A 20,900-nucleotide genomic window follows, 5' to 3' on the forward strand; every position below is an offset into this window, starting at 1 on the left:
ATAACCATGGCAATCAAGTTACTAAAGCAACAGTCATATATTTTGATTATAATCTTGATCATTACCCCTTTACTAACGACAGCTGATAATCAGAAATTGCCGATACCTAGATTTGCCTCAATAAAGGCTAATGAGGTAAATGCTAGAGTTGGTCCTTCGATAAAAACACCTATAGAATGGGTATTTGTTAAAAAAGGTGAACCAGTAGAAATTATTGCAGAATATGAACAATGGAGGCAAATTCGTGATATAAAAGGAGAAGGAGGCTGGGTACATTCAAGTGTATTGTCCGGTAAAAGATCGGTGATTGTGGTAAGTTCCAAATTAGTAGCTCTGACTCAAGTAGCTAATGATCAACATAAAATTGTTGCAAGAGTAAGTAATTATGTTCGTTGCCTACTTAATAAATGCAAACTAGATTCTTGTCAGGTGTGCTGCAAGAATTATACTGGATGGCTACCTAAAACAGTATTGTGGGGAGTATATAAGGATGAATAATATATACCATAGTACATTTTTCTATAATCGTCATAGCAAGGGTCTTTAGATGCCGTGGCGATCTAGGTAAACAGCGAAGCTGTTTTTTTAGAGTAACGCTTCGCGTATCTTGGATTGCCACGTCGCCGCTTGCAGCGGCTTCTCGCAATGACGGTTAAGGAAAAACTTGATTATCGAGTTTAAATATCGTTGCCACTTGACAGTTTCACCTGCAGTAAATGATGTTGGTTCAGAAATTACCGTAAGATATAATTAAAAAAACTTATTATTGACTTTTGCTAACTGTAGTTTAAAATTAAAAATGAAGTAACTGCAAAGTTACTTTGGGGTGTCGAAACCTCCATTTAAGAGCGGTAAGCATCAACCGATAAAATGATGCTCTTCCGATTTGTCATGGTCGGGGAGATGCTAGCTATGTTCAAGGCTTGGGGTGTAAACTTCAAGCCTAAAGGCTATCGTAACTGTCTCTTAAAGGTTTTTCGAACTCCCCGATCGCCAAGATATGTATAACCTATAAAATTTTCTTTTATCATTTTATCTTTGGCGATCAAAACTCTTAATTATTAAAACATTAGGGAAGGGGTCGCATATGAACAACCAACAAGCCATTATCTTATTATATTCATCACATGCCCGTTTTGAACTCATAAGGCAATCTTTGATCAATTTTTGTAAGGAAAATAATTTTACAATAATAAAAATTATCGACGCACCAAATAAATACGATGACAGTATACTTCGCGAATTAATTTATACAGTAAGCAAACAAGATAATTATAATAGTCCTATCAATCTAATCATCGATGACAGTATATTTGGTAATATTTGTTATTTCGTAACTTGGGTGGTAATTACTACTTTATTAGAAGCTAAGCTGATTAATAGGCTTTATATTCAAGAAAATATATTGCATACTACCAATACTGAAAAAGATAAATTTGATAATTTTTTAGCAACTGACATAATAACTGAGCATTATTTATTAAAATTCTGTTTCTCATATTTTAACATTATAATGCATGCTGCTAAAGCAACAATAGATTTCGATGATGAAGAATTACATAAAGGCGGCAATGTCTAATATTTCAACCATTTGTTCGTATAGTTCAGCTGGAACTAAATAAGCCGTTGGTTTATTATGATTCAATAAAGCAATAGGCTCGCCACTAGACTTAGCAAGCAATGCTGTAGGACTTTTCTTAAATTCTGATATACTGGCAGTAAGATTAGTATAAATATGATTCATTGTTATACCATGATTAATATTTAATTATATACCTATTATAGTACTTAATTTAGGTTTTAACAATAGACTTCTTTCGAAACTCTACTTCTGCCGGTGATTTGTACGTCGATGCGGTACTCGAATCCTCACGTACATTAGAGTACGCTGCGGTTCTGCGTTCCGCGTCTCCTTCAAATCCCTCAGCACAAGCGAGTTTCGAAAGAGGTCTAATATTTTAATTTTCCAATTTTTGACAAAGCTAGTTGTTTTTCTGATTGGCTTGATAAAGTTTAAACTCAGCTTTTCCTCAGTTTCTTCAAATCATTTGAGTATATTATATCGAATTCAGGTTATTTAAGAGGTATATTTTTAAAGCCTAAAGAAGTAAGCATATGCATGGTTTCCAGTAGTGGTAATCCCATAATATTTGAGTAAGATCCATATATGCTAGGAACAAAGGCTTCGGCATATCCATGAATTCCGCAGCCGCCTGCTTTGTTGATTCCTTCATCTAGGCTACAGTAAAATTCTATCTCTTGCTGACTCAATCTTTTAAACTTGACTATGGTTTGCACTAATTTTTGTCGCAGCAGAACTTGTTCGAGAGTCTTTTTTATTATACAAATACCTGTATAAACCCTATGACGCCTTCCAGATAAAATATTAAGGCAATATCTAACATCTTCACTTGTTAAAGCCTTGGGTAGTATTTTTCTACCGTGAACCACAACAGTATCAGCTGCTATAATTATAGCTTCACCACTTATTTTTTTGGCAACAACCTCGGCTTTTTCCTGTGCTAATCTTGTTACCAACTGGTTTGGTAACTCTCGTAAGTACTCTGTTTCATTTATATTAGCGGGAATAATTTGTGTAGGAAATACCTTTATTCTTTTTAGTAATTCAAGCCTTGCAGGTGATTGTGAAGCTAGAACTATAGGTATATTCTGTTGTTTTAAAAAAGTGGATTCTATATTTGACATAAAATATGAAAGACTCTAATGACGGTGGATAACGCGACCTTTTGTTAGATCATAAGGCGTCATTTCCACTGTGATTTTATCTCCGACAAGTATCCTAATACGATTCTTACGCATCCTACCAGAAGTATGGGCGATAATAAAATGACCATTTTCCAACTTCACTCTAAAAGTTGCGTTAGGCAAAAGCTCAAGGACAACGCCTTCAAAATTAATTAGCTCTTCTTTGCTCATTACAACTTAACTAAATTATAATTTTTAATTTCTAAAATGGCTTGCCGTAGTGGACAATTTCAGAACCACGCTTGATATAAAATTATTAGTTATTCAAACGCTTATACACCAATATTAAAAAGTCTACATTAATATAAAAAATTTGCAAGTAATATCAGGATCACCTCATGAAAAAAGATGTAGAAACGCGAATTCTAGATAAGAATTGACAAATTCTTATCTAGAATTAGGGTTAGAAAATAAAGATTTATAAAAAACTACAATTTTTATTGAAAATATGATAAAGATTTAATCTTAAAAATTTTTCATATTTTAATAGTAAACTAAAGAGATTTTAAATGGCTTATATTGTTGGTAATACAGGTAAATGGGAATATGTTATAGGCGTAGAGGTACATGCTCAAATTTCTTCAGAATCCAAGCTTTTCTCTGCTAGTTCCGCCGAATTTGCTGCTCCTCCTAATTCACAAGTATCTTTAATTGATGCAGCAATGCCTGGAATGTTACCAGTATTAAATGAATATTGTGTCCATCAAGCAATTAAAACCGGTCTCGGACTTAAGGCAAAAATCAATCTTAATTCAAGATTTGATCGTAAAAATTACTTTTACCCCGACTTACCGCAAGGATATCAAATCTCGCAATTCTATCATCCAATTGTCCAAGATGGTTATTTAGACATAGTAACTCAGCAGGGAATAACCAAGAAAATTAGAATTAATCGTTTGCATTTAGAACAGGATGCGGGCAAATCTATCCATGATCAATCTCCGTATTATAGTTTCATTGATTTAAACCGGGCTGGTGTAGGATTAATGGAAATTGTTACTGAACCAGACCTTAGCTCACCGGAGGAAACAGCTGAATTTGTTCGTAAACTCAGGGCTTTGTTAAGATATATAGGAAGTTGTGATGGTGATATGGAAAAAGGATCATTACGTTGCGATGCTAATATTTCAGTTAGGCTTCCTGGGAATCCACTCGGAACAAGGTGTGAGATCAAAAACATAAATTCGATTCGTAATATTATGCGGGCAATAGAGTTTGAAGCAAATAGGCAAGTGAATTTAATCGAAAATGGTCAGACAATAATACAGGAGACTAGATTATTTGATGCTGATATTGGTGAAACTAGGACAATGCGTTTAAAAGAAGAATCTCATGACTATAGATATTTTCCTGATCCAGATCTATTACCAATAGTTTTATCTGAGGAGCTGATAGAGCAATTAGCTCGGGAGCTACCGGAACTTCCGGATGCAAAAATTAAAAGATATATTGCAGAATATAGTTTAAACACATATGACGCTGAGGTTCTTGCTGCTGATGAACAGGTAGCATATTATTTCGAATCAGCAGTGACATTATGCAATCCTAAGATACTTGCTAATTGGATTATTAGTGAGTTGTTTGGTCAACTTAATAAAAATGCCATTAGCTTAAATGAGTGTAAAATTACTCCGAAAATGCTTGCCCAAATGGTGAAGTTAATAGAAGATGGGGTGATTTCAGGGAAAATTGCCAAAGTAGTTTTTGAAACTATGTTTGAAACTGGCGAGCAACCGGAAAAAATTATTAAAGAAAAGGGCTTAGTGCAAATGTCAGATAGTGGTATACTATCTGCTATAATTGACGAAATATTGTCGGAAAATCCTGATTCTGTTGCTGCTTATAAAAGCGGTAAGGATAAGTTATTTGGCTTTTTTGTAGGACAAGTAATGAAAAAAACTGAAGGCAAGGCCAATCCTAGCCTAGTGAATGATTTATTAAAGGAGAGATTACAATAATTAAAATATTGGGTATTGAATCAAGTTGTGATGATACTGGTGTAGCAATAGTTACCTCAGATAAAGAGATTTTATCGAATATTGTTATTTCCCAGCACCAAGAACATAAGGCTTTTCAAGGGGTAGTGCCAGAAATCGCTGCTAGATCGCATTTGCAAAATTTAGAAAAAGCAGTTAGATATGTTTTAGATGAAACTCGTCTTGAATTATCCAATATAGACGGAATTGCAGCTACTTCCGGTCCTGGCTTGATAGGTGGGGTGATAGTTGGCTCAATGTTTGGTAGAGTAGTTGCTAGCGTTTTAAAAAAGCCCTTCATTGCAGTTAACCATTTAGAAGGCCATTTACTTACTGCTAGATTAACCAATAAGGCTGAATATCCTTATTTACTTCTATTAGTTTCTGGCGGACATTGTCAATTTGTTGCCGTTTCCTCCCTTGGCAAATATAAAATTTTAGGACAAACTATAGATGATTCGGTTGGAGAGTGTTTTGATAAAGTAGCTAAAATGTTGGGTTTGCCTTTCCCTGGAGGCATAGAAATTGAGAGAAGAGCAAAATTTGGTGATCCGTCTAAATATATTTTACCAAAACCCATTATTCATCAAACTGGCTGTAATATGTCGTTTTCAGGTTTAAAGACTGCAGTACGCATATTAATATCCAAATTAGAACTTATAGGTGATCAAGAAATTAATGATATAGCAGCCAGCTTTCAATATGTGGTTGGAGAAATCTTGTCAGTAAAAATGCTTAATAGCTTTAGAATGTATGAAGAATTTATAGGCAAATCGCTATTACCACAAAAAACTTGCGTGCTTGCCGGTGGGGTTGCTGCTAATGATTATTTGAGGTTTATACTTAAGTATCAAGCTGCAACTCAAGGATATGCACTTTTACTACCCCCAGCACATTTATGCACTGATAATGCTGCTATGATCGCTTATGCTGGGCTAGAACGTCTACAAAACAATCTTACTGACCGACTCGATTTCTGTCCTAGAGCTAAATGGAGCTTAGAGGATTTATAAAAATGGGTAATCTATTAATTATTCTTCGCCATTTGCTGCTTATTAATAGCCATATAAAACACTAATATCATGCTAATTGAAATGATCAGCATGAATAATGGTAGTTGTATCAATGATCCATCATGCATATGCCCTATTAATCCTGTAAAGCTTGCAACAATTACATAATACATAAAACCAAAAAGTGAAGATGCCGTGCCAGCAAATTTACCATAATCTTCCAAAGCTTGGCTTAAGCAGTTTGGAACTATCATTGTCTTACCTGTCATAATAATACCTAGCCATAATAAAGTTTGTAATAAAGAACCTGTCACATTATCTTTATTAATTAGATTAAAATAGCTAGATAAAAAGAATAGTAGAGATCCTAAACACATAACTTTAATAGCTGTAAAGATAATATTATCAGAAGTTCTTTGCAGTTTATGCATCTTTTTGGATATAAGTCCACCTAAAGCTAAGGGAATACATATAAAGAATGTTATCATACCAAAAGATGAAGTTGAAATATTTAGTCCTGAGATAAAATAAAAAGGTGCTTCAGTAAAATAACCAAATAGCATACCATTCACTGCTCCAATTAAAAATGCTAAACCGAGCAATCTTGGATCTCTGATCATTTTAGCAAAACATTCTTTGTAAAGTGGAATAACCAAACGTTCAGTTCTAAGATTTAGGTTAGTTTCTGGAAGTCTAACTGATATTAACACCATGATAAATATGGCAATCACTATCAGAACAAGAAATACCGCCGACCAATGATAAAATTTTATAACAAAACCACCTATAACTGGTCCTATAGCAGGAGAAAACGCCGTGGCAATAGCTATCGTTGAGAACATTTTACCACGCTCTGCTGGTTTTATTACATCTCTTGCTATAGCAATGCCTAATACTGAGCCAACACTAGCTCCAAAAGCTTGTATAAATCTTGCAGCAAATAACATATTAATATTATCTGCTAGATAACAAATGAAACATGATAAAGCATAAATCAAAAATCCTGTAAGTACGCAAGGCTTACGCCCATAACAATCAGATAAATTACCCCATATTAAAACACCAATAGCAAAACCGAACAAATAAATAGTAAGTGTGTATTCAGCTAAATTAGCACTAATTGCTAAATCCTTGGCTAAATCAGGAAGTGAGGGAGTATAAATAGTCTCGCTTAATACCGGTATGGTAACCATTAATATAATAATATATAGTGGTGCGACTATGATATTCTCAATTTTATCTAGTTTCATTAATAACTTCCATTGGTTGCAGATATTGTCCTTTATATACTCTAGCATGCTCACCATTCATTTCCAAATCCAATTTTCCAAATCATTTAAGTATACCCTGTCTATTCCAGTGATCTGACTTTTTTAAAAAATTCCTTCATTAAATTCTCAGAAATTTCTGCTGAAAAACCACTATATATTTCAGGATGGTAAAAACAAGATTTACTGTTAAAGAAACGCCCACCATTCTCAACTCCTCCCTGTTTTGGGTCGTTTGCTGCATAAAATAATCTACCTATCCTAGCAAAAGATATTGCAGCAGCACACATTGTACATGGTTCTAAAGTAACATACATATCACAGTCTGATAGATTCTTACTAGATAGAATTTGACAAGATTGATTTATCGCGACAATTTCAGCATGGAGTAGCGGATTCTTTGTTTGTTCAACAATATTATGAGCCTTTGAAATAACTTTGTTACTTATTCTATTAACTATAATAGCACCTACCGGAATTTCATTTTCATTAAAAGCAAATTGTGCTTGTTTTAAAGCCTCCTCCATGAAGAAATTGTTAAATTTGGTTGATGTTTTCACGGTAATTCACTTTTTCCTCATAACCATATGGATCTAGGTGAATAATTATTTCTGCACCTGGAAACTCTAATAACAATGCAATATAAATTTTATCACTAATATAATGAGAACTATACAATGACATATCTCCGTCCATTTCTATGTGACATTGTATAAACGGCTTACTTGCAGCATATCTAGTCTTCATTTCGTGTATACCTTTTACTTCTTTAAATCTAGTAATTATTGAGAGAATTTTTTTTCTATCTTCTTCAGGCATTTCTTCATCAATAAGATTTTTAAAAGCTTTTCTGAATAAAGCATAAGAGGCATATATTATATATATTGCAATACCAATGCCAAATAATGAATCTATGAACCAAAAACGAGTACTTAATTTTATAGAAACAATTACACCAACATTTGTTAGTAAATCTGTAAAATAATGTAATTTATCTACTTTGATTATTTCAGAACTAGTTTTTTTTATCACATAAGTTTGATAAGCGACCAAAATAACAGTTAGGATAATGCACAAATATAGTATATTAATTCCAGATTCTATATTGCTTGGAACTGATCCATCAATAAGAGACCTTAAAGAAGAAAAACCCATAAATAAACCCGAAACAACAAAGAATACTGCTTGTGAAAAAATTGCTAAATCTTGGATTTTTTCATGACCAAATCTATGGTGATAATCAGGTGGCTGCAATGCAAAACGAATAGCAATCAAATTAAAAAGAGATGATGAAATATCAAGCATAGTATCAATTAAAGACGCTAGAATAGACTGAGAATCAGTTACCAGCCACGCATAAGATTTAATAAATAAAATGAATACAGCTATACTAAAAGACAAATAAGATGAGGACTTGATTAAAATTTGATGTTCTGAATTAGTCATATAAAATTTTCGATTTTATAGTATAAAATGTATTAGTGTTAGTATATATTAGTGTATAGTATATACTAACCCTAGGGTGTGTCAAATAACGTAACTCTTAAACATATGGTTTTTATGAATTTAACATGCAAAATTATAGCAATTATTTTAGCAGCAACAATGTTACACGGCTGTACCGGTATGAATAAACAAGGTGGTGGAACATTAATTGGTGGTGTAGCTGGTGGACTTTTAGGATCACAATTTGGTAAAGGGACCGGTCGTCTTGCCGCAACTGGTATAGGTGTTTTAGCTGGTGCACTTATTGGTGGTCAAATTGGTCAGACTATGGATGAATATGACAGGAAATTGCTAGAGCTAAGTTCGCAGAAAGCATTAGAGACTACTCCTAGTGGTCAGAGTGTAGAGTGGCGTAACCCAGATAGTGGTAATTACGGGTATGTAACACCAAGCAAAGCTTTCAAAGACGATAGTGGTCAGTATTGCCGTGAGTATACTCAGGTAGTTGTTGTGGGTGGTAAACAAGAAAAAGCTTATGGGAAAGCTTGTCGTAGACCAGACGGTCAATGGGAAATTGTGCGTTAAGTTTTATCAAAACTTATCATCGGTTGACCTTTATATCCCGTTTAGAATATAACATCAGGTTAGCACTAGCCTGATGTTTCTATTGTAAGCCCTACCAACTTTTAAATTACCCTTAAGTAAATGGGATAACGTAACAAAATTAGAGAGTGAGAATGAAGCAATATAGTGATTTCTCGAAGATTATTCATCGTGAAGGCTACATATTTATCGTAAGCTTTGCAGTTGTGACTTTTTTACTTTCTACTGTTCATAATAGTTTTGGATATGTAGGATTAGTTATAACGATTTGGTGTATATATTTTTTTAGGAATCCGGATCGATTTACCCCTATTAGTGACGATCTAGTAGTCAGTCCAGCAGACGGAACAGTGCAAAAAATAACTGAAGCAATTCCTCCGCTAGAACTTGGTCTTGGTAATCAGGAAATGATTAGAGTTAGTATTTTTTTGAATATTTTTAATGTTCATGTAAATCGTATTCCAGCTAATGGAAAGATTTTATCCCTACATTATAATCCAGGAAAATTTTTCAATGCCTCTCTTGATAAGGCAAGTATATATAACGAACGTCAGTCTGTTTTAATGGAAACAAATAGTGGTCATAAAATTGCTTTTGTTCAAATAGCAGGATTAATAGCAAGAAGAATATTATGTGATTTAGAAGAAGATACTGAGGTTAGAGTTGGTGATAGGTATGGTATCATCCGATTTGGTAGTAGAGCTGACGTCTATTTGCCACTTAAAACTGCACTTTGTGTTACTGAGGGTCAGACTTCAGTTGGTGGAGAAACTATTATTGCTGATTTTAGGATCAAGAAAACATCTGAACTTAAGTTTGAAAAAAGGTAATATTCTTACTGCTTTAATATAAGTATATAGGTATAAATTGCTTAAAATACACAAAGTTAAAATAACAAAACCAATTCCGTTTATAAAATTGCTTCCTAATTTTATCACTTTATTGGGTCTTGTGGTTGGTGTTAGTGCTATTAAATTTGGATTAGATGGTCTATGGGAAAGGGCTGTATATTGCACCTTAGTTGCTGCTATAATAGATGGAATTGATGGTAGGATAGCAAGGATGCTAAATGCTACTAGTCCGTTTGGTGCTGAACTGGATTCATTATGTGATTTTGCTAATTTTGGAATAGTTCCGGCTGGTCTTATATATTTATGGTCTTTTCAGCAATATGAATATAAAGTATTTTCATGGGGAACTATATTATTATTTATCGTATGCATGGCATTAAGGCTTGCAAGGTTTAATACTGCTATTCTTCATAAGGTACATAATAAGAAACTAGAATATTTTTCTACTGGCGTACCTGCACCTTGCGGTGCTTTACTTGCTCTAGTACCCATGATTATAGATTTTGAAGTGAGTGGTATTTTAGGTATTAATGTTCGTATCCATACCGTTATGATAGGTTTGTATATTGTGGTAATCGCTTTTTTACTTGCCAGTAGGTTACCGACATTTTCAACAAAAAATATTAAGATAAAACACGAATATTTATCATTAGCAATGATGGTATTTGCTGTTATCATTATAAGTCTTATTATATATCCATGGTATTTGTTACCATCCATTGCCTTTATATATATGTTATCTATACCAGTGTGCTATTTTATTAGTAGGAAATTCTATTAGATTTGTTGCATAATAACTAGGGACAAGTAAGTTAGTCAAGGAGAAGGACTTACTTTTTACAGTCTATGACTATAACTTTTAATCATTTTTTTTGCCAACTCTTCAGGTTAATTGAGTATATACAGTTATACAGAGAATGAATTACCACACCCACACTTATTTTTTGCAAGGGGGTTTCTAATTTCAAAATAGGAACTACCTAATTCTTCGATAAAATCTATTATACAATCAACCATAAGCTGCTGAGATATTTCATCGATAACTACTTTAATATTATCTTTTTCTATAATACAGTCATCTTTTGTTATGTCATTGCTTGAAACTAGAGCATAATTATAAACAAATCCAGAACAGCCTCCACCATCAACAACTACTCTAAGAACCAAACTTGGATTACTTTCTAATTTTATTAGCTCATCTACTCTTTTAAAAGCATTATCAGTAACTTTTATTGACATGTTCTTATATTATAAAGACCATTAGAATAATCCTAAAAACCTAATTTTGCAAGAGTTTCATTTAAAAACCTTGAAAAGCTTGCTAGGTAATTCTATACTGGCTTTGTTATAAGGAAAAATGCACTCTTGAAGCGGTTGACGCGAGTGCATTTTAACTTTTTTCATCATTCGATGTAACTTGTTACATCGAATTCAGATTAAATAGGAGTTAATATATGCTTGCTTCATATGCAGTAGATCCAGCCAAGAGTAGGGGGAGATTGTTTAATGAATATCCTACATCTTATAGAAATGAATTTGAACGAGATCGGGATCGTATAATTCATTCAAAGGCTTTCAGACGTTTACAATATAAAACCCAGGTTTTTATTAATCATGAAGGGGATCATTATCGAAATCGCCTTACTCATTCGATTGAAGTTTCTACGGTTGCACGTTCTATTGCTAAAACCCTTAATTTATCAAGTGATTTAGCTGAAACTGTAGCTCTTGCTCATGATCTTGGGCATACTCCTTTTGGTCATGCAGGGGAGATCGCACTAAATAAATGTATGGAAGATTATGGTGGATTTTCCCATAATGCTCATTCATTAAAGATTCTTACTAAAGTAGAGAAAAGATATGCGGCTTATAATGGATTAAATTTGACATGGGAAGTGCTAGAAGGAATTGTTAAACATAATGGTCCTTTAATAAATAACATACCTAAATATATAATAGAGTATGATTTACAACATGATCTTGACTTAGCTCACTATTCCTCAGCTGAAGCTCAAATTGCTTCATTAGCTGATGATATTAGTTATATTTCTCATGATTTGGAAGATAGTGTTGGTGCTAAGATTATTGATTTTAATCATCTAGCAGAAATTAAATTTATTGATCAATATGCTTTTGAAATTAAGTCCAAGTTTAAGGATATAACAACTTCTCGTCTTATTTATGAAATCGTACGTAAATTGATGAGTGATTTAATTACCGATCTATTGCTACAAACAAATGATAACTTACAAAAACAGAAAATAACTACAACAGCTGATATACGACATCTTGATTATCAGATTGTTGATTTTACTGACGAGACAAAAGAACATATAACGGCAATTAGACAATTCTTGTATAATAAAGTATATAAACATAATAAACTGACTTCTATAACTTTAAAGTGTCAAAATATTATACAAGGGTTATTTAGGGTATATATGGATAATATTGATTTATTACCATTTAGTTGGAAAGAATTAATTGTACCAGGGGATGTAAAATCCAAAGCTGATATAGTAGCAGATTATATAGCTGGCATGACTGACCGCTTCGCTATTCAAGAATATCAAGATCTTTATTCCTTCAATTTTAATAATATTTGATTTATGAATATATTTAATAAATTACGTGAAGATATCATTAGTGCAGCTAGACAAATATGCGATAATGAAGATGTGTTAAAATTGGCGGCTATAGAAATTCCTAAAGATAATCTCAATGGTGATCTTTCAAGTAATATAGCTATGATTATCGCTGCAAAACAAAATATTAAACCTAAGGAACTAGCTATTAGATTTAAAGAACTATTAACGCCTCTTCCATATATCGCGTCTATAGAAGTTGCTGGTCCAGGATTTATTAACTTTACTATCAAAGCTGATATGTGGCATAACTCTATCAATGATATATTGCTGGATAAGGAGGATTTTTTTAAGATTAATTTTGGTAATAATCAAAAGGTTAATATTGAATATGTATCTGCAAATCCAACTGGTCCTATGCATATTGGTCATGCTAGAGGTGCTGTTTATGGTGATGCTTTAGCCAAAGTTCTAGATAGTACTGGCTATATTGTTACCAAAGAATATTACCTTAATGATGCCGGCTCTCAAGTGGATGACTTAGCTAGTTCAGTTATTTTACGTTATAAACAAGCATTAACAAAAGAAGAGATCGTAATACCAGAAGGGCTTTATCCTGGAGAATATTTGGTAGATATTGGACAAAAGTTGGTGGAAAAATTTGGTGATAAATTATTAACAATGACCGATAGGCAACGTCATGAACTCGTTAAGGATTTTGCAGTAGAAGAAATGTTAGCTATAATTAAGCAGGATTTAAAGGAGCTAGATATTGAACACGAGGTATTCTTCTCAGAAAAGTCACTGCATGATAGTGGTAAGATTGATGAAGTTGTACAAATGCTTACTAAAATGGGACTAATATATGAGGGGCAGTTGTCCCCTCCTAAAGGTAAAATAGATGAATCTTGGGATTCAAGAACTCAGAAATTGTTTAAATCTACGGCTTTTGGTGATAATCAAGATAGACCAATAGAAAAATCTGACGGTAGTTGGTCATATTTCGCCTCTGATTTAGCTTATGCTAAGAATAAAATAGATCGTGGTTTTGATCATCTAGTTTATATTCTAGGTGCAGATCATTGTGGCTACGTAAAAAGAATTGAGGCAATAGTTAAAGCTCTTGGTGGAGAAAAAGTTAAAGTTGATGTTAAGATTTGCCAGTTAGTAAATTTTGTTGAAAATGGTATCGCTATAAAAATGTCAAAACGTAGCGGTAATTTTACTAGTGTACGAGATGTAACAAATGAGGTAGGTAAAGATATAATAAGATTTATAATGCTAACCCGTAAAAATGATATTGCTCTTGACTTCGACCTAGTAAAAGTAAAAGAACAATCAAAAGACAATCCTGTATTTTACGTACAATATGCTCATGTTAGGACAATATCTATACTGGAAAAATCTAAAGAATCCATGCCAAAAGCATATGGTAAATTCTTAGAGAATGAGTATGACTTGTCGTTACTTTCCAGCGAAGAGGAAATAGAAATAATTAAACTTCTTGCTTCATGGTCAAAAGTTTTAGAGATTTCGGCAAAATATTTTGAACCCCACAGAGTAGCTTTTTATCTGATTAATTTAGCTTCAAAATTCCATGCTTTATGGAATTTTGGCAAGGAAAATAATGATTATCGGTTTCTAATTGAAGATAATATAGAGTTAACCACCGCTCGCCTTGCTTTAGCAAAGTCTATTCAAAAGATTATAAAAGTTGGTTTTGATGTTATAGGGGTAACACCTATGAATAAAATGTAATAAAGTATTGTAATTTATAAGTTGATGACTAACCGCACTTTACTCTTATTAATTATTCTCTCAATAATTAGTGGTATTACATATTTAGTTTATACTAATTACAGCCGAAATAGTGGTCAAGTAGTAATAATTTACCCTGATCCATCACCTACAAAAATTAAACCACAAGATAGTGGTGGGATAGTAATACCAAATGCGAATAATATAATTTATGAGAGTTTACAACAAAAAAAGACCAACAAACCTATAATATTACAACCTGAACCGGAAAAGCCATTAAATATTGCTAAACAAAAACTAGCAGAAAGTGATGAAGAACTTGACTCGATAGACACGATTTTATTTAGTATAGTAGAAACTGATCAAGCTAAGTATGAAAAACACAAACTAAGTAAAGATGAAGAAGGAACAGAAACAATTTTACCTAATATAGTAAGAAATGACTTGGTGCAGAAAGAGAATTTAATAGAGCAAAAATTTGTTCCAATAGTTCAACCATCTAATAATAAAGCTGGTTTAAATGTCATAAAAGTTACTGAATCACATCGCAAAATTGATGAAACACAGTTAAATAAGTCGAATCAAGGTGGTTATAAAATTCAACTAGCCTCAGTAGAATCTGAATCAGAAGCTAATCAAGAAGGAGAAAGAATCAAAAAAAAATATGCAAAAATTCTTAATAATACGGTAGTAAATATTAAGAAGATACAATCTAGTACAGGAAGTTTTTTCTATTTAGTATTAGTAGGTAACTACCAAAGTATAAGCCAAGCTAAAGCGATTTGTAAGAAACTATCTGACAATCAGCAAGGTTGTATAATTACTAACCGTTGATGTATTAAAGAAAATTGTAGAAATATAAGTAGTTCAGTGCTATAACTGTAAGATAAGTTAGTGTTCTATTTATTAATTTTTAGGGTAATGAATGTTTAGTAAATATATAGTTAATATTTTTCTTTTTATTATAATGCTAATTTTATCTAGCTGCTCTGTCTACAAAGCTGCTTCTAATGAAGGTATTTCAGTATCAGATATAACTAAATGCCAAACGAAAGGTTGTTTTCTATCTCATGGTATGGAAATTGTTGATCGTCATCAAGAAGAAAATGGAAAATATATGGAAACATATAGAGCTATGGCAAGAAAATCTGGTTTGAATTATTTAAGAGCTGCTGGGCATGGAGTACTTGATGTTATGACTCTTGGAGTATGGGAAGTGGCAGGTACTCCAGTTGAAGGGGCTATATCTAATAACCGAGGTTATATTACAGCTAGGGTTACTTATCCGTATAAAGAAGCAGATAAGTTTGAAAAGATCGAAATTTATGACGCCAATGGTAAGAAGGTTAAGTAAAGTTGGAGTCTAAGTAATCAAGCTGATCAATATCATACCAAAAAAAATATTATATTTATGAACATTAAAATTAAGAAATTAGAACATTCTGTAGATATTTTGCCCAGTTATGCTACTGAGCATAGTGCTGGTATGGATCTAGTAGCAGCAAATATTGAACCAATCACTATAAAACCACAAGAAGTAAAGTTAGTACCCACGGGAATTTGTATAGCATTACCTAGTTATTTAGAAGCTCAAATCAGACCAAGATCAGGTTTAGCACTAAAACATGGTGTTACCGTGCTGAATTCACCTGGTACAATTGATGCTGATTATCGTGGTGAGATAAAGGTAATTTTAATTAATCATCATCCTAAAGAAGGTTTTGTAATTGAGCGTGGCATGAAAATTGCTCAAATGGTTATTGCTAGATATGAGCAGATATTATGGGATGAGGTTAATTCGTTAGATGAAACCTCTAGAGGTTTTGGTGGATTTGGTTCAACTGGGAAATTCTAAATTAACCTGATTCGATATAAGAATTATTAATTCTTATATCGAATTCAGGTTAAATAGATAATTTTTTACTTTAATTCTAAGAATTTGGCAAATCAAGGCAATATCCTATAGCACGGATCGTTTTTATAAATACCTCAGATTCTTTATTTTTTAGAGATGTTCTTATTCTATTTATATGTACATCAATAGTACGTAGATCAATAGCTGTATCTCTGCCCCACACTTTGTCTACAATATCTTGACGGGAAAATATTACTTTAGGTGCTTTGATAAAAAGTTGTAAAATCTTAAATTCTGTTGGTCCTAAACGAATTATCCTGCCGTTATTAGTTACTTTATAGGTAGTAAGATCCATACTTACTTCCTTATATTTTATAACTTTATCTTGTAGAATTAAATTAGATCGTCGGAGTAATGATCTTATTGAAATCATTAGCTGATCTGAAGTGAATGGTTTAGTAAGAGAAACAACAAAGTTATTATCTTCTAAAGTATAATTAGACGGTGATTCTCCGGAATGTAGCAAAAAGATTATTGGTACTTTCTCTAAACCATTAATTTCTCTTAGTTTAGTTGCTATTTCTGTAGCAACTTTATCTTGTACCATCGAATCAACAATAATTATGTCAGGGTGATTTGCAATAGAGGAAGCTATAGCTTTTTCTATTGTGTTAGCCTTAACAAGATTAAACCATGCTCTCTCTATGACATTAGATAAAGAAACGTTAATGCTTTTAGTTGATTCTATAATAAGAACTCTAGGTGGTAATTTATCAAACATTTTAAATACTAATTAAATGAAGACTTTAGGCATGACTAAATTCTTCTCTGTATACCCAAATGATTGAGGGATTGGAGCATAAAACAAGGTATAAGCATGCTAGACATACATGTAAGTAATGTGAAGTACGCAAATCCTCAAAGTTTTTGCTGAGTCAATTTTTTAAAGTAAAAAGAGCATAGTTCAGTTATGCAAGAGTCTAATGTTACATATATTGTGAATTTATTGTAATGATATTAATTTGACTTTTTAAAGTGCAATATTATCGAATTAATTAATAAATTTCTACTAAATTTATTAATATAAGTCTACTAATTTAATTATTTATTTACAATCCGTGTAAAACGGTTATATTTTTGCAATCAAAAGGTATTAGTGATTTATTAATTATGCTCTATAATAAAGATAACACTTGAATTAAATGTTTTTTATTGTTATAAATGGCTTTATTTTATAGCTGGAGATTCTTATATATGGCTTTTTACGAATCAGTTTTTATCATACGCCAAGATATTTCGTCTGCTGATGTAGATAAAATTACCGATGACTTTACTAAAATTGTTAAAGATAGTAACGGTGAAGTTATTAAAACTGAATATTGGGGTTTAAGAAGTTTAGCCTATAAGATTGGTAATAATAAAAAAGGACATTATGTTTTTATGGGGCTTAAAACTGATTTTTCGGTAATAAATGAACTGGAAAGGAAAATGAAGCTAAGTGAAAATATTATTAGGTTTGTTAATATCAATGTTGATTCAATAAGTGCTGAACCTTCGCCGATTCTAAGAAGTAAAGGTTCAGATCATGAAGAAACAGTTGATGTAACAATTAATAAAGACTAAATAGTAATAAAATTGGAAAAGATTAAAATGTTTGAGAATGATGCTGTTGACTCTCAGTCAATGACTAGAATGGTTGATAGAAGTAATAAAAGAGTGTTTTTTAGAAAACGTAAGGGATGTCCTCTTTCTATTCCAAATGCTCCAGTAATTGATTACAAGAACCCTGATTTGTTAATAAAATTTGTATCAGAAGGTGGTAGAATGTTGCCTAGTAGGATTACCAATGTATGTGCCAAAAAGCAAAGAAAACTGAAGAATGCTATAAAAATTGCTAGAATCCTAGCGTTGTTGCCTTTTGTATTTCAAATTTGAGCAGAGGAATAAGATGGAAGTTATTTTGATTAAACCTGTAAGAAAACTTGGAAAGATTGCAGAGATTCTTAAGGTAAAAAAGGGGTTTGCTCGTAATTATCTTATCCCCAAAAAATTAGCAATTAGGGCAACAGAACCTAATAAACAGTTCATAGAAGCCCAAAAACATGATCTTGAAATGAAAGAGCTAAAAATAAGATCTGAGGCAGAAGCTATTAATAATGTTATAAGTGGTAAGGAATTAATATTTATTAAGCAGTCTGCTGATGATGGTCGGTTGTTTGGTTCAGTGAATAATAAAGAAATTGCTGAAAGTTTGTCTAAGGCTTCTTTGCACTTAATATCACATTTAAGTATAATTCTTGAGAACCCGATAAAATCAACAGGTGTATTCGTGGTAGAGGTTAGGTTGCACGCTGAGCTTAGTACAAATATAACGGTAATTGTTGCAAGGTCAGAATCTGAAGCACAAGATTACTCAAGGAACAATAAGCAAGATACTATTGACCTCCTTGAAAGTTCTGATCAACAAGAAACCTCTACTCCTAACGATGTGGAGCAGTTATAACATTTATCCATAGTTAAAGACGTCGATTAGCGAGGAGTCACTTTAGTGGCGACGAAACAACCCATAAAAATGATTATATTGGATTGTTTCGTTGACCTATAGTCTTTTCTCGCAATGACAACGTAATGTTAATTACGTCAGTATCCGTATCCGCTGAAGCGATGTTAAAAAGCATAAGATCTCATTGGGGAATTGAATCTATGCATTGGGTACTCGATGTGGTATTTAATGAAGATGCGAGCAGCATACGTCAAGGCAATGCTCCTGCAAATATGGTCAGTATCCGAGGGTTTGTATTGAATATTTTAAATAGAATAAAGACAAAAAGAAGAGACCAAACCAAAAATGATGCTTACTATGGGTTGGTCATCAAATAACTTCAAGCGTTTTATTAATGCCTTAATAAAATTTAACTAATTGTTCATCAGGTCGCCGTGGTTATGAAGCCAGATAGAATTAAAAACACCCTCATTATACATTATTATATTAATTATTGCAATACCTATATTAAGTGAAACCATTTATACTCCCTCACTTCCTAGCTTAGCCAAGGATTTGGCAATTAGTGCTAACTTATCTGAATACACACTTACTATTTATTTGTTTGGTTTTGCTGTTGGCGTGTTAATATGGGGTAACTTATCTGATTATTACGGACGTAAGCCTTGTCTACTTGCGGGATTTTTAGTTTACGCCTTATCATGCTGCATTTGTTATTTAGCAGATAATATAAATATGTTACTGGCTGCAAGATTTATGCAAGCTTTTGGTGCTAGTGTTGGTTCAGTATTAGGGATAGCAATAGCTAGAGAGGCAATACCACCAAAAGATCGTGGCAGGGTATTCTCAACTATAACTATTGCTATGGCCTTTGCTCCTGCTATAGGTCCAGTTATAGGTAGTTTTGTAATAAAATTTTATCATTGGTCAGCCGTATTTCTTGTACTAATCGTAATAGCAATATTCATTATGGTGTTAATATCAGCTAAACTTCCAGAAACTAACTAAAATCTAATGGTTAAACGCTCAGCTATTGGATTATATAAAGAATGTTTTAATAAAATGATCAGAGATATAAGATTTCTCGGTTTTGTATTTTTAGTTGGAGCAGTAAATGGCATTTCATTTGGCTATTTTGCTGAAGCACCTTTTTATTTTATCTCAGGACTAAATATTACCACTTCATCATTTGGTATGATAGCATTATTTCCGTGTATTCCCTTAATTTTAGGTGGGCTTATATCTAAAAAGATGCACCAAATGCAGAGAACCTCTGACTATATTATTTTTGCAGGCATTAAGCTTATGTGCTTAGGAGCTATGTTATTCTTTTTATCTAGTTATTTTAGTCTAATTAATAAAGATGATGTAACAGTATCGGTATTACAAACTTTATTATGGATGAGTATGGTTAATATTGGTGGTACGATGGTAACTCCTAACTGTTTAAGTCAGGCTTTGGAAAATTATGGTCAATTTGCTGGCACTGCTGCCTCACTCTTTGGTTTTATGTATTATGTAATTGCTGCAGGTTTTACAGTGTTAATAGGATATATGCATGACGGAACATTGGTACAATTACCATTATTCATGCTGATCATTTCAATTAGCATGATATTAGTGTTTTATATGGCTATTAATAAGCAGCAAATGGTGAAGAATAATTAATAGATTACCCCCAGTTCGATATAAGAATTAATAATTCTTATATCGATACTTCAGGTGGGCAGCCGCTTCAAACCTGATTGTTTCTATATATAATACTGAATTCGATGTAACTTGTTACATCGAATTCAGGTTAGATTATACTGCTCGTAAATAGACTTCTTTTGAAACTCTAATTCTGCTGGTGATTTGGACAATGATGCGGTACTCGAATCCGTAACGGAATTAGAGTCCGCTGCGGTTTGAGGTGAAGAGTCTCCTTCAAATCCCTCAGCACAAGCGAGTTTCGAAAGAGCAATTATCTTTTATCTAAATTTTATAAAAATAGATAAATATTATTTAATAACAAAAACACGTTTTTGTTGAATAAGTTTATGGCACACTTCAAGTAACTTACGCATACAAGCAACTATCGCAACTTTCTTAGGTTTAAAATTATTAACAAGCCTATCATATAAAATTTTTAAATATTGGAAACCATTCTTACCAGCTAATACTGCCATGTATAAAGCATCTCTGGGTATTTTCCTGCCTCCTCGAATAAATCTTCGTCCTTGCTTATTACCACTATCACGAGCATATGGAGCTATACCAACAATTGATGACAATTC

At 32.7% G+C, this 20,900-nt stretch carries 26 protein-coding genes and 1 pseudogene (1 of these 27 cut by a window edge); 18 read left to right on the forward strand and 9 right to left on the reverse strand.

All coding sequences use genetic code 11. The features are described 5' to 3' along the window. The first annotated feature begins 6 nt into the window (after positions 1 to 6). Positions 7 to 498 carry an SH3 domain-containing protein gene (locus AAGD36_RS00275; protein ID WP_341755454.1) on the forward strand — a complete coding sequence of 164 codons (492 nt, stop codon included), beginning with the start codon at positions 7 to 9 and terminating at the stop codon, positions 496 to 498. 589 nt (positions 499 to 1,087) lie between these two features. Then, complete coding sequence (locus AAGD36_RS00280) at positions 1,088 to 1,579, forward strand: hypothetical protein (RefSeq protein ID WP_341755455.1); 492 nt, start codon at positions 1,088 to 1,090, stop codon at positions 1,577 to 1,579. Here the strand turns inward: AAGD36_RS00280 and AAGD36_RS00285 are convergent. From AAGD36_RS00285 to infA, 3 genes are all read right to left on the reverse strand, one after another. After that, on the reverse strand, positions 1,556 to 1,744 hold the full coding sequence (locus AAGD36_RS00285; RefSeq protein WP_341755456.1) for a type II toxin-antitoxin system prevent-host-death family antitoxin: 189 nt from the start codon (positions 1,742 to 1,744) through the stop codon (positions 1,556 to 1,558). The genes AAGD36_RS00280 and AAGD36_RS00285 overlap by 24 nt on opposite strands. A gap of 329 nt (positions 1,745 to 2,073) precedes the next feature. After that, on the reverse strand, positions 2,074 to 2,706 hold the full coding sequence (locus AAGD36_RS00295; RefSeq protein WP_341751571.1) for a Maf family protein: 633 nt from the start codon (positions 2,704 to 2,706) through the stop codon (positions 2,074 to 2,076). A 15-nt stretch (positions 2,707 to 2,721) separates the two neighbouring features. Next, on the reverse strand, positions 2,722 to 2,937 hold the full coding sequence (gene infA, locus AAGD36_RS00300) for a translation initiation factor IF-1 (RefSeq protein WP_341748261.1): 216 nt from the start codon (positions 2,935 to 2,937) through the stop codon (positions 2,722 to 2,724). 338 nt (positions 2,938 to 3,275) lie between these two features. On the opposite strand from infA, the gene gatB reads away from it, so the two are divergent. Next, complete coding sequence (gatB, locus tag AAGD36_RS00305) at positions 3,276 to 4,724, forward strand: Asp-tRNA(Asn)/Glu-tRNA(Gln) amidotransferase subunit GatB (protein ID WP_341755457.1); 1,449 nt, start codon at positions 3,276 to 3,278, stop codon at positions 4,722 to 4,724. After that, a complete protein-coding gene (tsaD, locus tag AAGD36_RS00310; protein ID WP_341756039.1) occupies positions 4,721 to 5,755 on the forward strand; it encodes a tRNA (adenosine(37)-N6)-threonylcarbamoyltransferase complex transferase subunit TsaD in 1,035 nt (344 codons plus the stop codon). Before gatB ends, tsaD begins: the two co-directional genes overlap by 4 nt. 14 nt (positions 5,756 to 5,769) lie before the next feature. Here the strand turns inward: tsaD and AAGD36_RS00315 are convergent, their stop codons facing one another. From AAGD36_RS00315 to AAGD36_RS00325, 3 genes are all read right to left on the reverse strand, one after another. Then, positions 5,770 to 7,005 carry a multidrug effflux MFS transporter gene (locus AAGD36_RS00315; RefSeq protein WP_341755458.1) on the reverse strand — a complete coding sequence of 412 codons (1,236 nt, stop codon included), beginning with the start codon at positions 7,003 to 7,005 and terminating at the stop codon, positions 5,770 to 5,772. 101 nt (positions 7,006 to 7,106) lie between these two features. Then, positions 7,107 to 7,550, reverse strand: a complete 444-nt coding sequence (locus AAGD36_RS00320; protein WP_341756040.1) for a nucleoside deaminase — start codon at positions 7,548 to 7,550, stop codon at positions 7,107 to 7,109. Positions 7,551 to 7,560: 10 nt separating this feature from the next. Beyond that, positions 7,561 to 8,469 carry a cation diffusion facilitator family transporter gene (locus AAGD36_RS00325; RefSeq protein ID WP_341755459.1) on the reverse strand — a complete coding sequence of 303 codons (909 nt, stop codon included), beginning with the start codon at positions 8,467 to 8,469 and terminating at the stop codon, positions 7,561 to 7,563. A 114-nt stretch (positions 8,470 to 8,583) separates the two neighbouring features. Here AAGD36_RS00325 and AAGD36_RS00330 point away from each other — a divergent pair, with 114 nt between their 5' ends. The 3 genes from AAGD36_RS00330 to AAGD36_RS00340 all read left to right on the forward strand — a co-directional run bounded on the left by AAGD36_RS00330 (position 8,584) and on the right by AAGD36_RS00340 (position 10,704). After that, on the forward strand, positions 8,584 to 9,054 hold the full coding sequence (locus AAGD36_RS00330) for an RT0821/Lpp0805 family surface protein (protein WP_341755460.1): 471 nt from the start codon (positions 8,584 to 8,586) through the stop codon (positions 9,052 to 9,054). A gap of 152 nt (positions 9,055 to 9,206) precedes the next feature. Continuing rightward, complete coding sequence (locus AAGD36_RS00335; protein ID WP_341751576.1) at positions 9,207 to 9,902, forward strand: phosphatidylserine decarboxylase; 696 nt, start codon at positions 9,207 to 9,209, stop codon at positions 9,900 to 9,902. Positions 9,903 to 9,939: 37 nt separating this feature from the next. Beyond that, positions 9,940 to 10,704, forward strand: a complete 765-nt coding sequence (locus AAGD36_RS00340) for a phosphatidylcholine/phosphatidylserine synthase (protein WP_341755461.1) — start codon at positions 9,940 to 9,942, stop codon at positions 10,702 to 10,704. 125 nt (positions 10,705 to 10,829) lie between these two features. On the opposite strand, the gene AAGD36_RS00345 is transcribed toward AAGD36_RS00340, so the two are convergent. Next, a complete protein-coding gene (locus tag AAGD36_RS00345; RefSeq protein ID WP_341751578.1) occupies positions 10,830 to 11,162 on the reverse strand; it encodes a HesB/IscA family protein in 333 nt (110 codons plus the stop codon). 215 nt (positions 11,163 to 11,377) lie between these two features. Between AAGD36_RS00345 and AAGD36_RS00350 the strand changes: the two genes are divergently transcribed. The 5 genes from AAGD36_RS00350 to dut all read left to right on the forward strand — a co-directional run bounded on the left by AAGD36_RS00350 (position 11,378) and on the right by dut (position 16,121). Beyond that, positions 11,378 to 12,529, forward strand: coding sequence for a deoxyguanosinetriphosphate triphosphohydrolase (locus tag AAGD36_RS00350; RefSeq protein WP_341755462.1), 1,152 nt, complete (start codon positions 11,378 to 11,380; stop codon positions 12,527 to 12,529). Between the two features lie 3 nt (positions 12,530 to 12,532). Beyond that, positions 12,533 to 14,266, forward strand: a complete 1,734-nt coding sequence (gene argS / locus AAGD36_RS00355) for an arginine--tRNA ligase (protein ID WP_341755463.1) — start codon at positions 12,533 to 12,535, stop codon at positions 14,264 to 14,266. Between the two features lie 24 nt (positions 14,267 to 14,290). Continuing rightward, the gene (locus AAGD36_RS00360) at positions 14,291 to 15,100 is read left to right on the forward strand and encodes an SPOR domain-containing protein (RefSeq protein ID WP_341755464.1); all 810 of its coding nucleotides are present in this window, start codon (positions 14,291 to 14,293) and stop codon (positions 15,098 to 15,100) included. A gap of 91 nt (positions 15,101 to 15,191) precedes the next feature. Then, positions 15,192 to 15,620, forward strand: a complete 429-nt coding sequence (locus tag AAGD36_RS00365; RefSeq protein WP_341748146.1) for a hypothetical protein — start codon at positions 15,192 to 15,194, stop codon at positions 15,618 to 15,620. A 57-nt stretch (positions 15,621 to 15,677) separates the two neighbouring features. Next, entirely contained in the window at positions 15,678 to 16,121 is a 444-nt protein-coding gene (gene dut, locus AAGD36_RS00370) for a dUTP diphosphatase (protein ID WP_341755465.1), read from the forward strand. 76 nt (positions 16,122 to 16,197) lie between these two features. On the opposite strand, the gene AAGD36_RS00375 is transcribed toward dut, so the two are convergent. After that, positions 16,198 to 16,902, reverse strand: a complete 705-nt coding sequence (locus AAGD36_RS00375) for a winged helix-turn-helix domain-containing protein (RefSeq protein WP_341751583.1) — start codon at positions 16,900 to 16,902, stop codon at positions 16,198 to 16,200. Between the two features lie 473 nt (positions 16,903 to 17,375). Between AAGD36_RS00375 and rpsF the strand changes: the two genes are divergently transcribed. From rpsF to AAGD36_RS00405, 6 genes and pseudogenes are all read left to right on the forward strand, one after another. After that, entirely contained in the window at positions 17,376 to 17,744 is a 369-nt protein-coding gene (rpsF, locus tag AAGD36_RS00380; protein WP_341751584.1) for a 30S ribosomal protein S6, read from the forward strand. A 27-nt stretch (positions 17,745 to 17,771) separates the two neighbouring features. After that, positions 17,772 to 18,056 carry a 30S ribosomal protein S18 gene (gene rpsR, locus AAGD36_RS00385; protein ID WP_341748426.1) on the forward strand — a complete coding sequence of 95 codons (285 nt, stop codon included), beginning with the start codon at positions 17,772 to 17,774 and terminating at the stop codon, positions 18,054 to 18,056. A 13-nt stretch (positions 18,057 to 18,069) separates the two neighbouring features. Beyond that, on the forward strand, positions 18,070 to 18,624 hold the full coding sequence (rplI, locus tag AAGD36_RS00390; protein WP_341755466.1) for a 50S ribosomal protein L9: 555 nt from the start codon (positions 18,070 to 18,072) through the stop codon (positions 18,622 to 18,624). Positions 18,625 to 18,794: 170 nt separating this feature from the next. After that, positions 18,795 to 18,953: pseudogene (locus AAGD36_RS06920) on the forward strand (ISAs1 family transposase); the annotation flags it as partial. 190 nt (positions 18,954 to 19,143) lie between these two features. After that, complete coding sequence (locus AAGD36_RS00400) at positions 19,144 to 19,632, forward strand: MFS transporter (protein WP_341756041.1); 489 nt, start codon at positions 19,144 to 19,146, stop codon at positions 19,630 to 19,632. 6 nt (positions 19,633 to 19,638) lie between these two features. Continuing rightward, positions 19,639 to 20,292, forward strand: coding sequence for a hypothetical protein (locus tag AAGD36_RS00405; protein ID WP_341755467.1), 654 nt, complete (start codon positions 19,639 to 19,641; stop codon positions 20,290 to 20,292). A gap of 332 nt (positions 20,293 to 20,624) precedes the next feature. On the opposite strand, the gene AAGD36_RS00410 is transcribed toward AAGD36_RS00405, so the two are convergent. After that, positions 20,625 to 20,900 carry the 3' portion of a transposase gene (locus AAGD36_RS00410; protein WP_341755468.1) on the reverse strand. 90 nt of this gene lie beyond the right edge of the window, so 276 of the gene's 366 nt are visible here — the last part of the coding sequence; its start codon lies off the right edge, out of view; its stop codon occupies positions 20,625 to 20,627.

It is taken from the genome of Candidatus Tisiphia endosymbiont of Ptychoptera albimana, assembly GCF_964026605.1.
Taxonomy (GTDB): domain Bacteria; phylum Pseudomonadota; class Alphaproteobacteria; order Rickettsiales; family Rickettsiaceae; genus Tisiphia.

Excerpts from the sequence above, each read along its gene's own strand:
- AAGD36_RS00275 (WP_341755454.1), top strand. The coding sequence starts at position 7 with ATGGCAATCAAGTTACTAAAGCAACAGTCATATATTTTGATTATAATC.
- AAGD36_RS00280 (WP_341755455.1), top strand. The coding sequence starts at position 1,088 with ATGAACAACCAACAAGCCATTATCTTATTATATTCATCACATGCCCGT.
- AAGD36_RS00285 (WP_341755456.1), bottom strand. The coding sequence starts at position 1,744 with ATGAATCATATTTATACTAATCTTACTGCCAGTATATCAGAATTTAAG.
- AAGD36_RS00295 (WP_341751571.1), bottom strand. The coding sequence starts at position 2,706 with ATGTCAAATATAGAATCCACTTTTTTAAAACAACAGAATATACCTATA.
- infA (WP_341748261.1), bottom strand. The coding sequence starts at position 2,937 with ATGAGCAAAGAAGAGCTAATTAATTTTGAAGGCGTTGTCCTTGAGCTT.
- gatB (WP_341755457.1), top strand. The coding sequence starts at position 3,276 with ATGGCTTATATTGTTGGTAATACAGGTAAATGGGAATATGTTATAGGC.
- AAGD36_RS00315 (WP_341755458.1), bottom strand. The coding sequence starts at position 7,005 with ATGAAACTAGATAAAATTGAGAATATCATAGTCGCACCACTATATATT.
- AAGD36_RS00320 (WP_341756040.1), bottom strand. The coding sequence starts at position 7,550 with ATGGAGGAGGCTTTAAAACAAGCACAATTTGCTTTTAATGAAAATGAA.
- AAGD36_RS00325 (WP_341755459.1), bottom strand. The coding sequence starts at position 8,469 with ATGACTAATTCAGAACATCAAATTTTAATCAAGTCCTCATCTTATTTG.
- AAGD36_RS00330 (WP_341755460.1), top strand. The coding sequence starts at position 8,584 with ATGAATTTAACATGCAAAATTATAGCAATTATTTTAGCAGCAACAATG.
- AAGD36_RS00335 (WP_341751576.1), top strand. The coding sequence starts at position 9,207 with ATGAAGCAATATAGTGATTTCTCGAAGATTATTCATCGTGAAGGCTAC.
- AAGD36_RS00345 (WP_341751578.1), bottom strand. The coding sequence starts at position 11,162 with ATGTCAATAAAAGTTACTGATAATGCTTTTAAAAGAGTAGATGAGCTA.
- AAGD36_RS00350 (WP_341755462.1), top strand. The coding sequence starts at position 11,378 with ATGCTTGCTTCATATGCAGTAGATCCAGCCAAGAGTAGGGGGAGATTG.
- argS (WP_341755463.1), top strand. The coding sequence starts at position 12,533 with ATGAATATATTTAATAAATTACGTGAAGATATCATTAGTGCAGCTAGA.
- AAGD36_RS00360 (WP_341755464.1), top strand. The coding sequence starts at position 14,291 with ATGACTAACCGCACTTTACTCTTATTAATTATTCTCTCAATAATTAGT.
- AAGD36_RS00365 (WP_341748146.1), top strand. The coding sequence starts at position 15,192 with ATGTTTAGTAAATATATAGTTAATATTTTTCTTTTTATTATAATGCTA.
- dut (WP_341755465.1), top strand. The coding sequence starts at position 15,678 with ATGAACATTAAAATTAAGAAATTAGAACATTCTGTAGATATTTTGCCC.
- AAGD36_RS00375 (WP_341751583.1), bottom strand. The coding sequence starts at position 16,902 with ATGTTTGATAAATTACCACCTAGAGTTCTTATTATAGAATCAACTAAA.
- rpsF (WP_341751584.1), top strand. The coding sequence starts at position 17,376 with ATGGCTTTTTACGAATCAGTTTTTATCATACGCCAAGATATTTCGTCT.
- rpsR (WP_341748426.1), top strand. The coding sequence starts at position 17,772 with ATGTTTGAGAATGATGCTGTTGACTCTCAGTCAATGACTAGAATGGTT.
- rplI (WP_341755466.1), top strand. The coding sequence starts at position 18,070 with ATGGAAGTTATTTTGATTAAACCTGTAAGAAAACTTGGAAAGATTGCA.
- AAGD36_RS00405 (WP_341755467.1), top strand. The coding sequence starts at position 19,639 with ATGGTTAAACGCTCAGCTATTGGATTATATAAAGAATGTTTTAATAAA.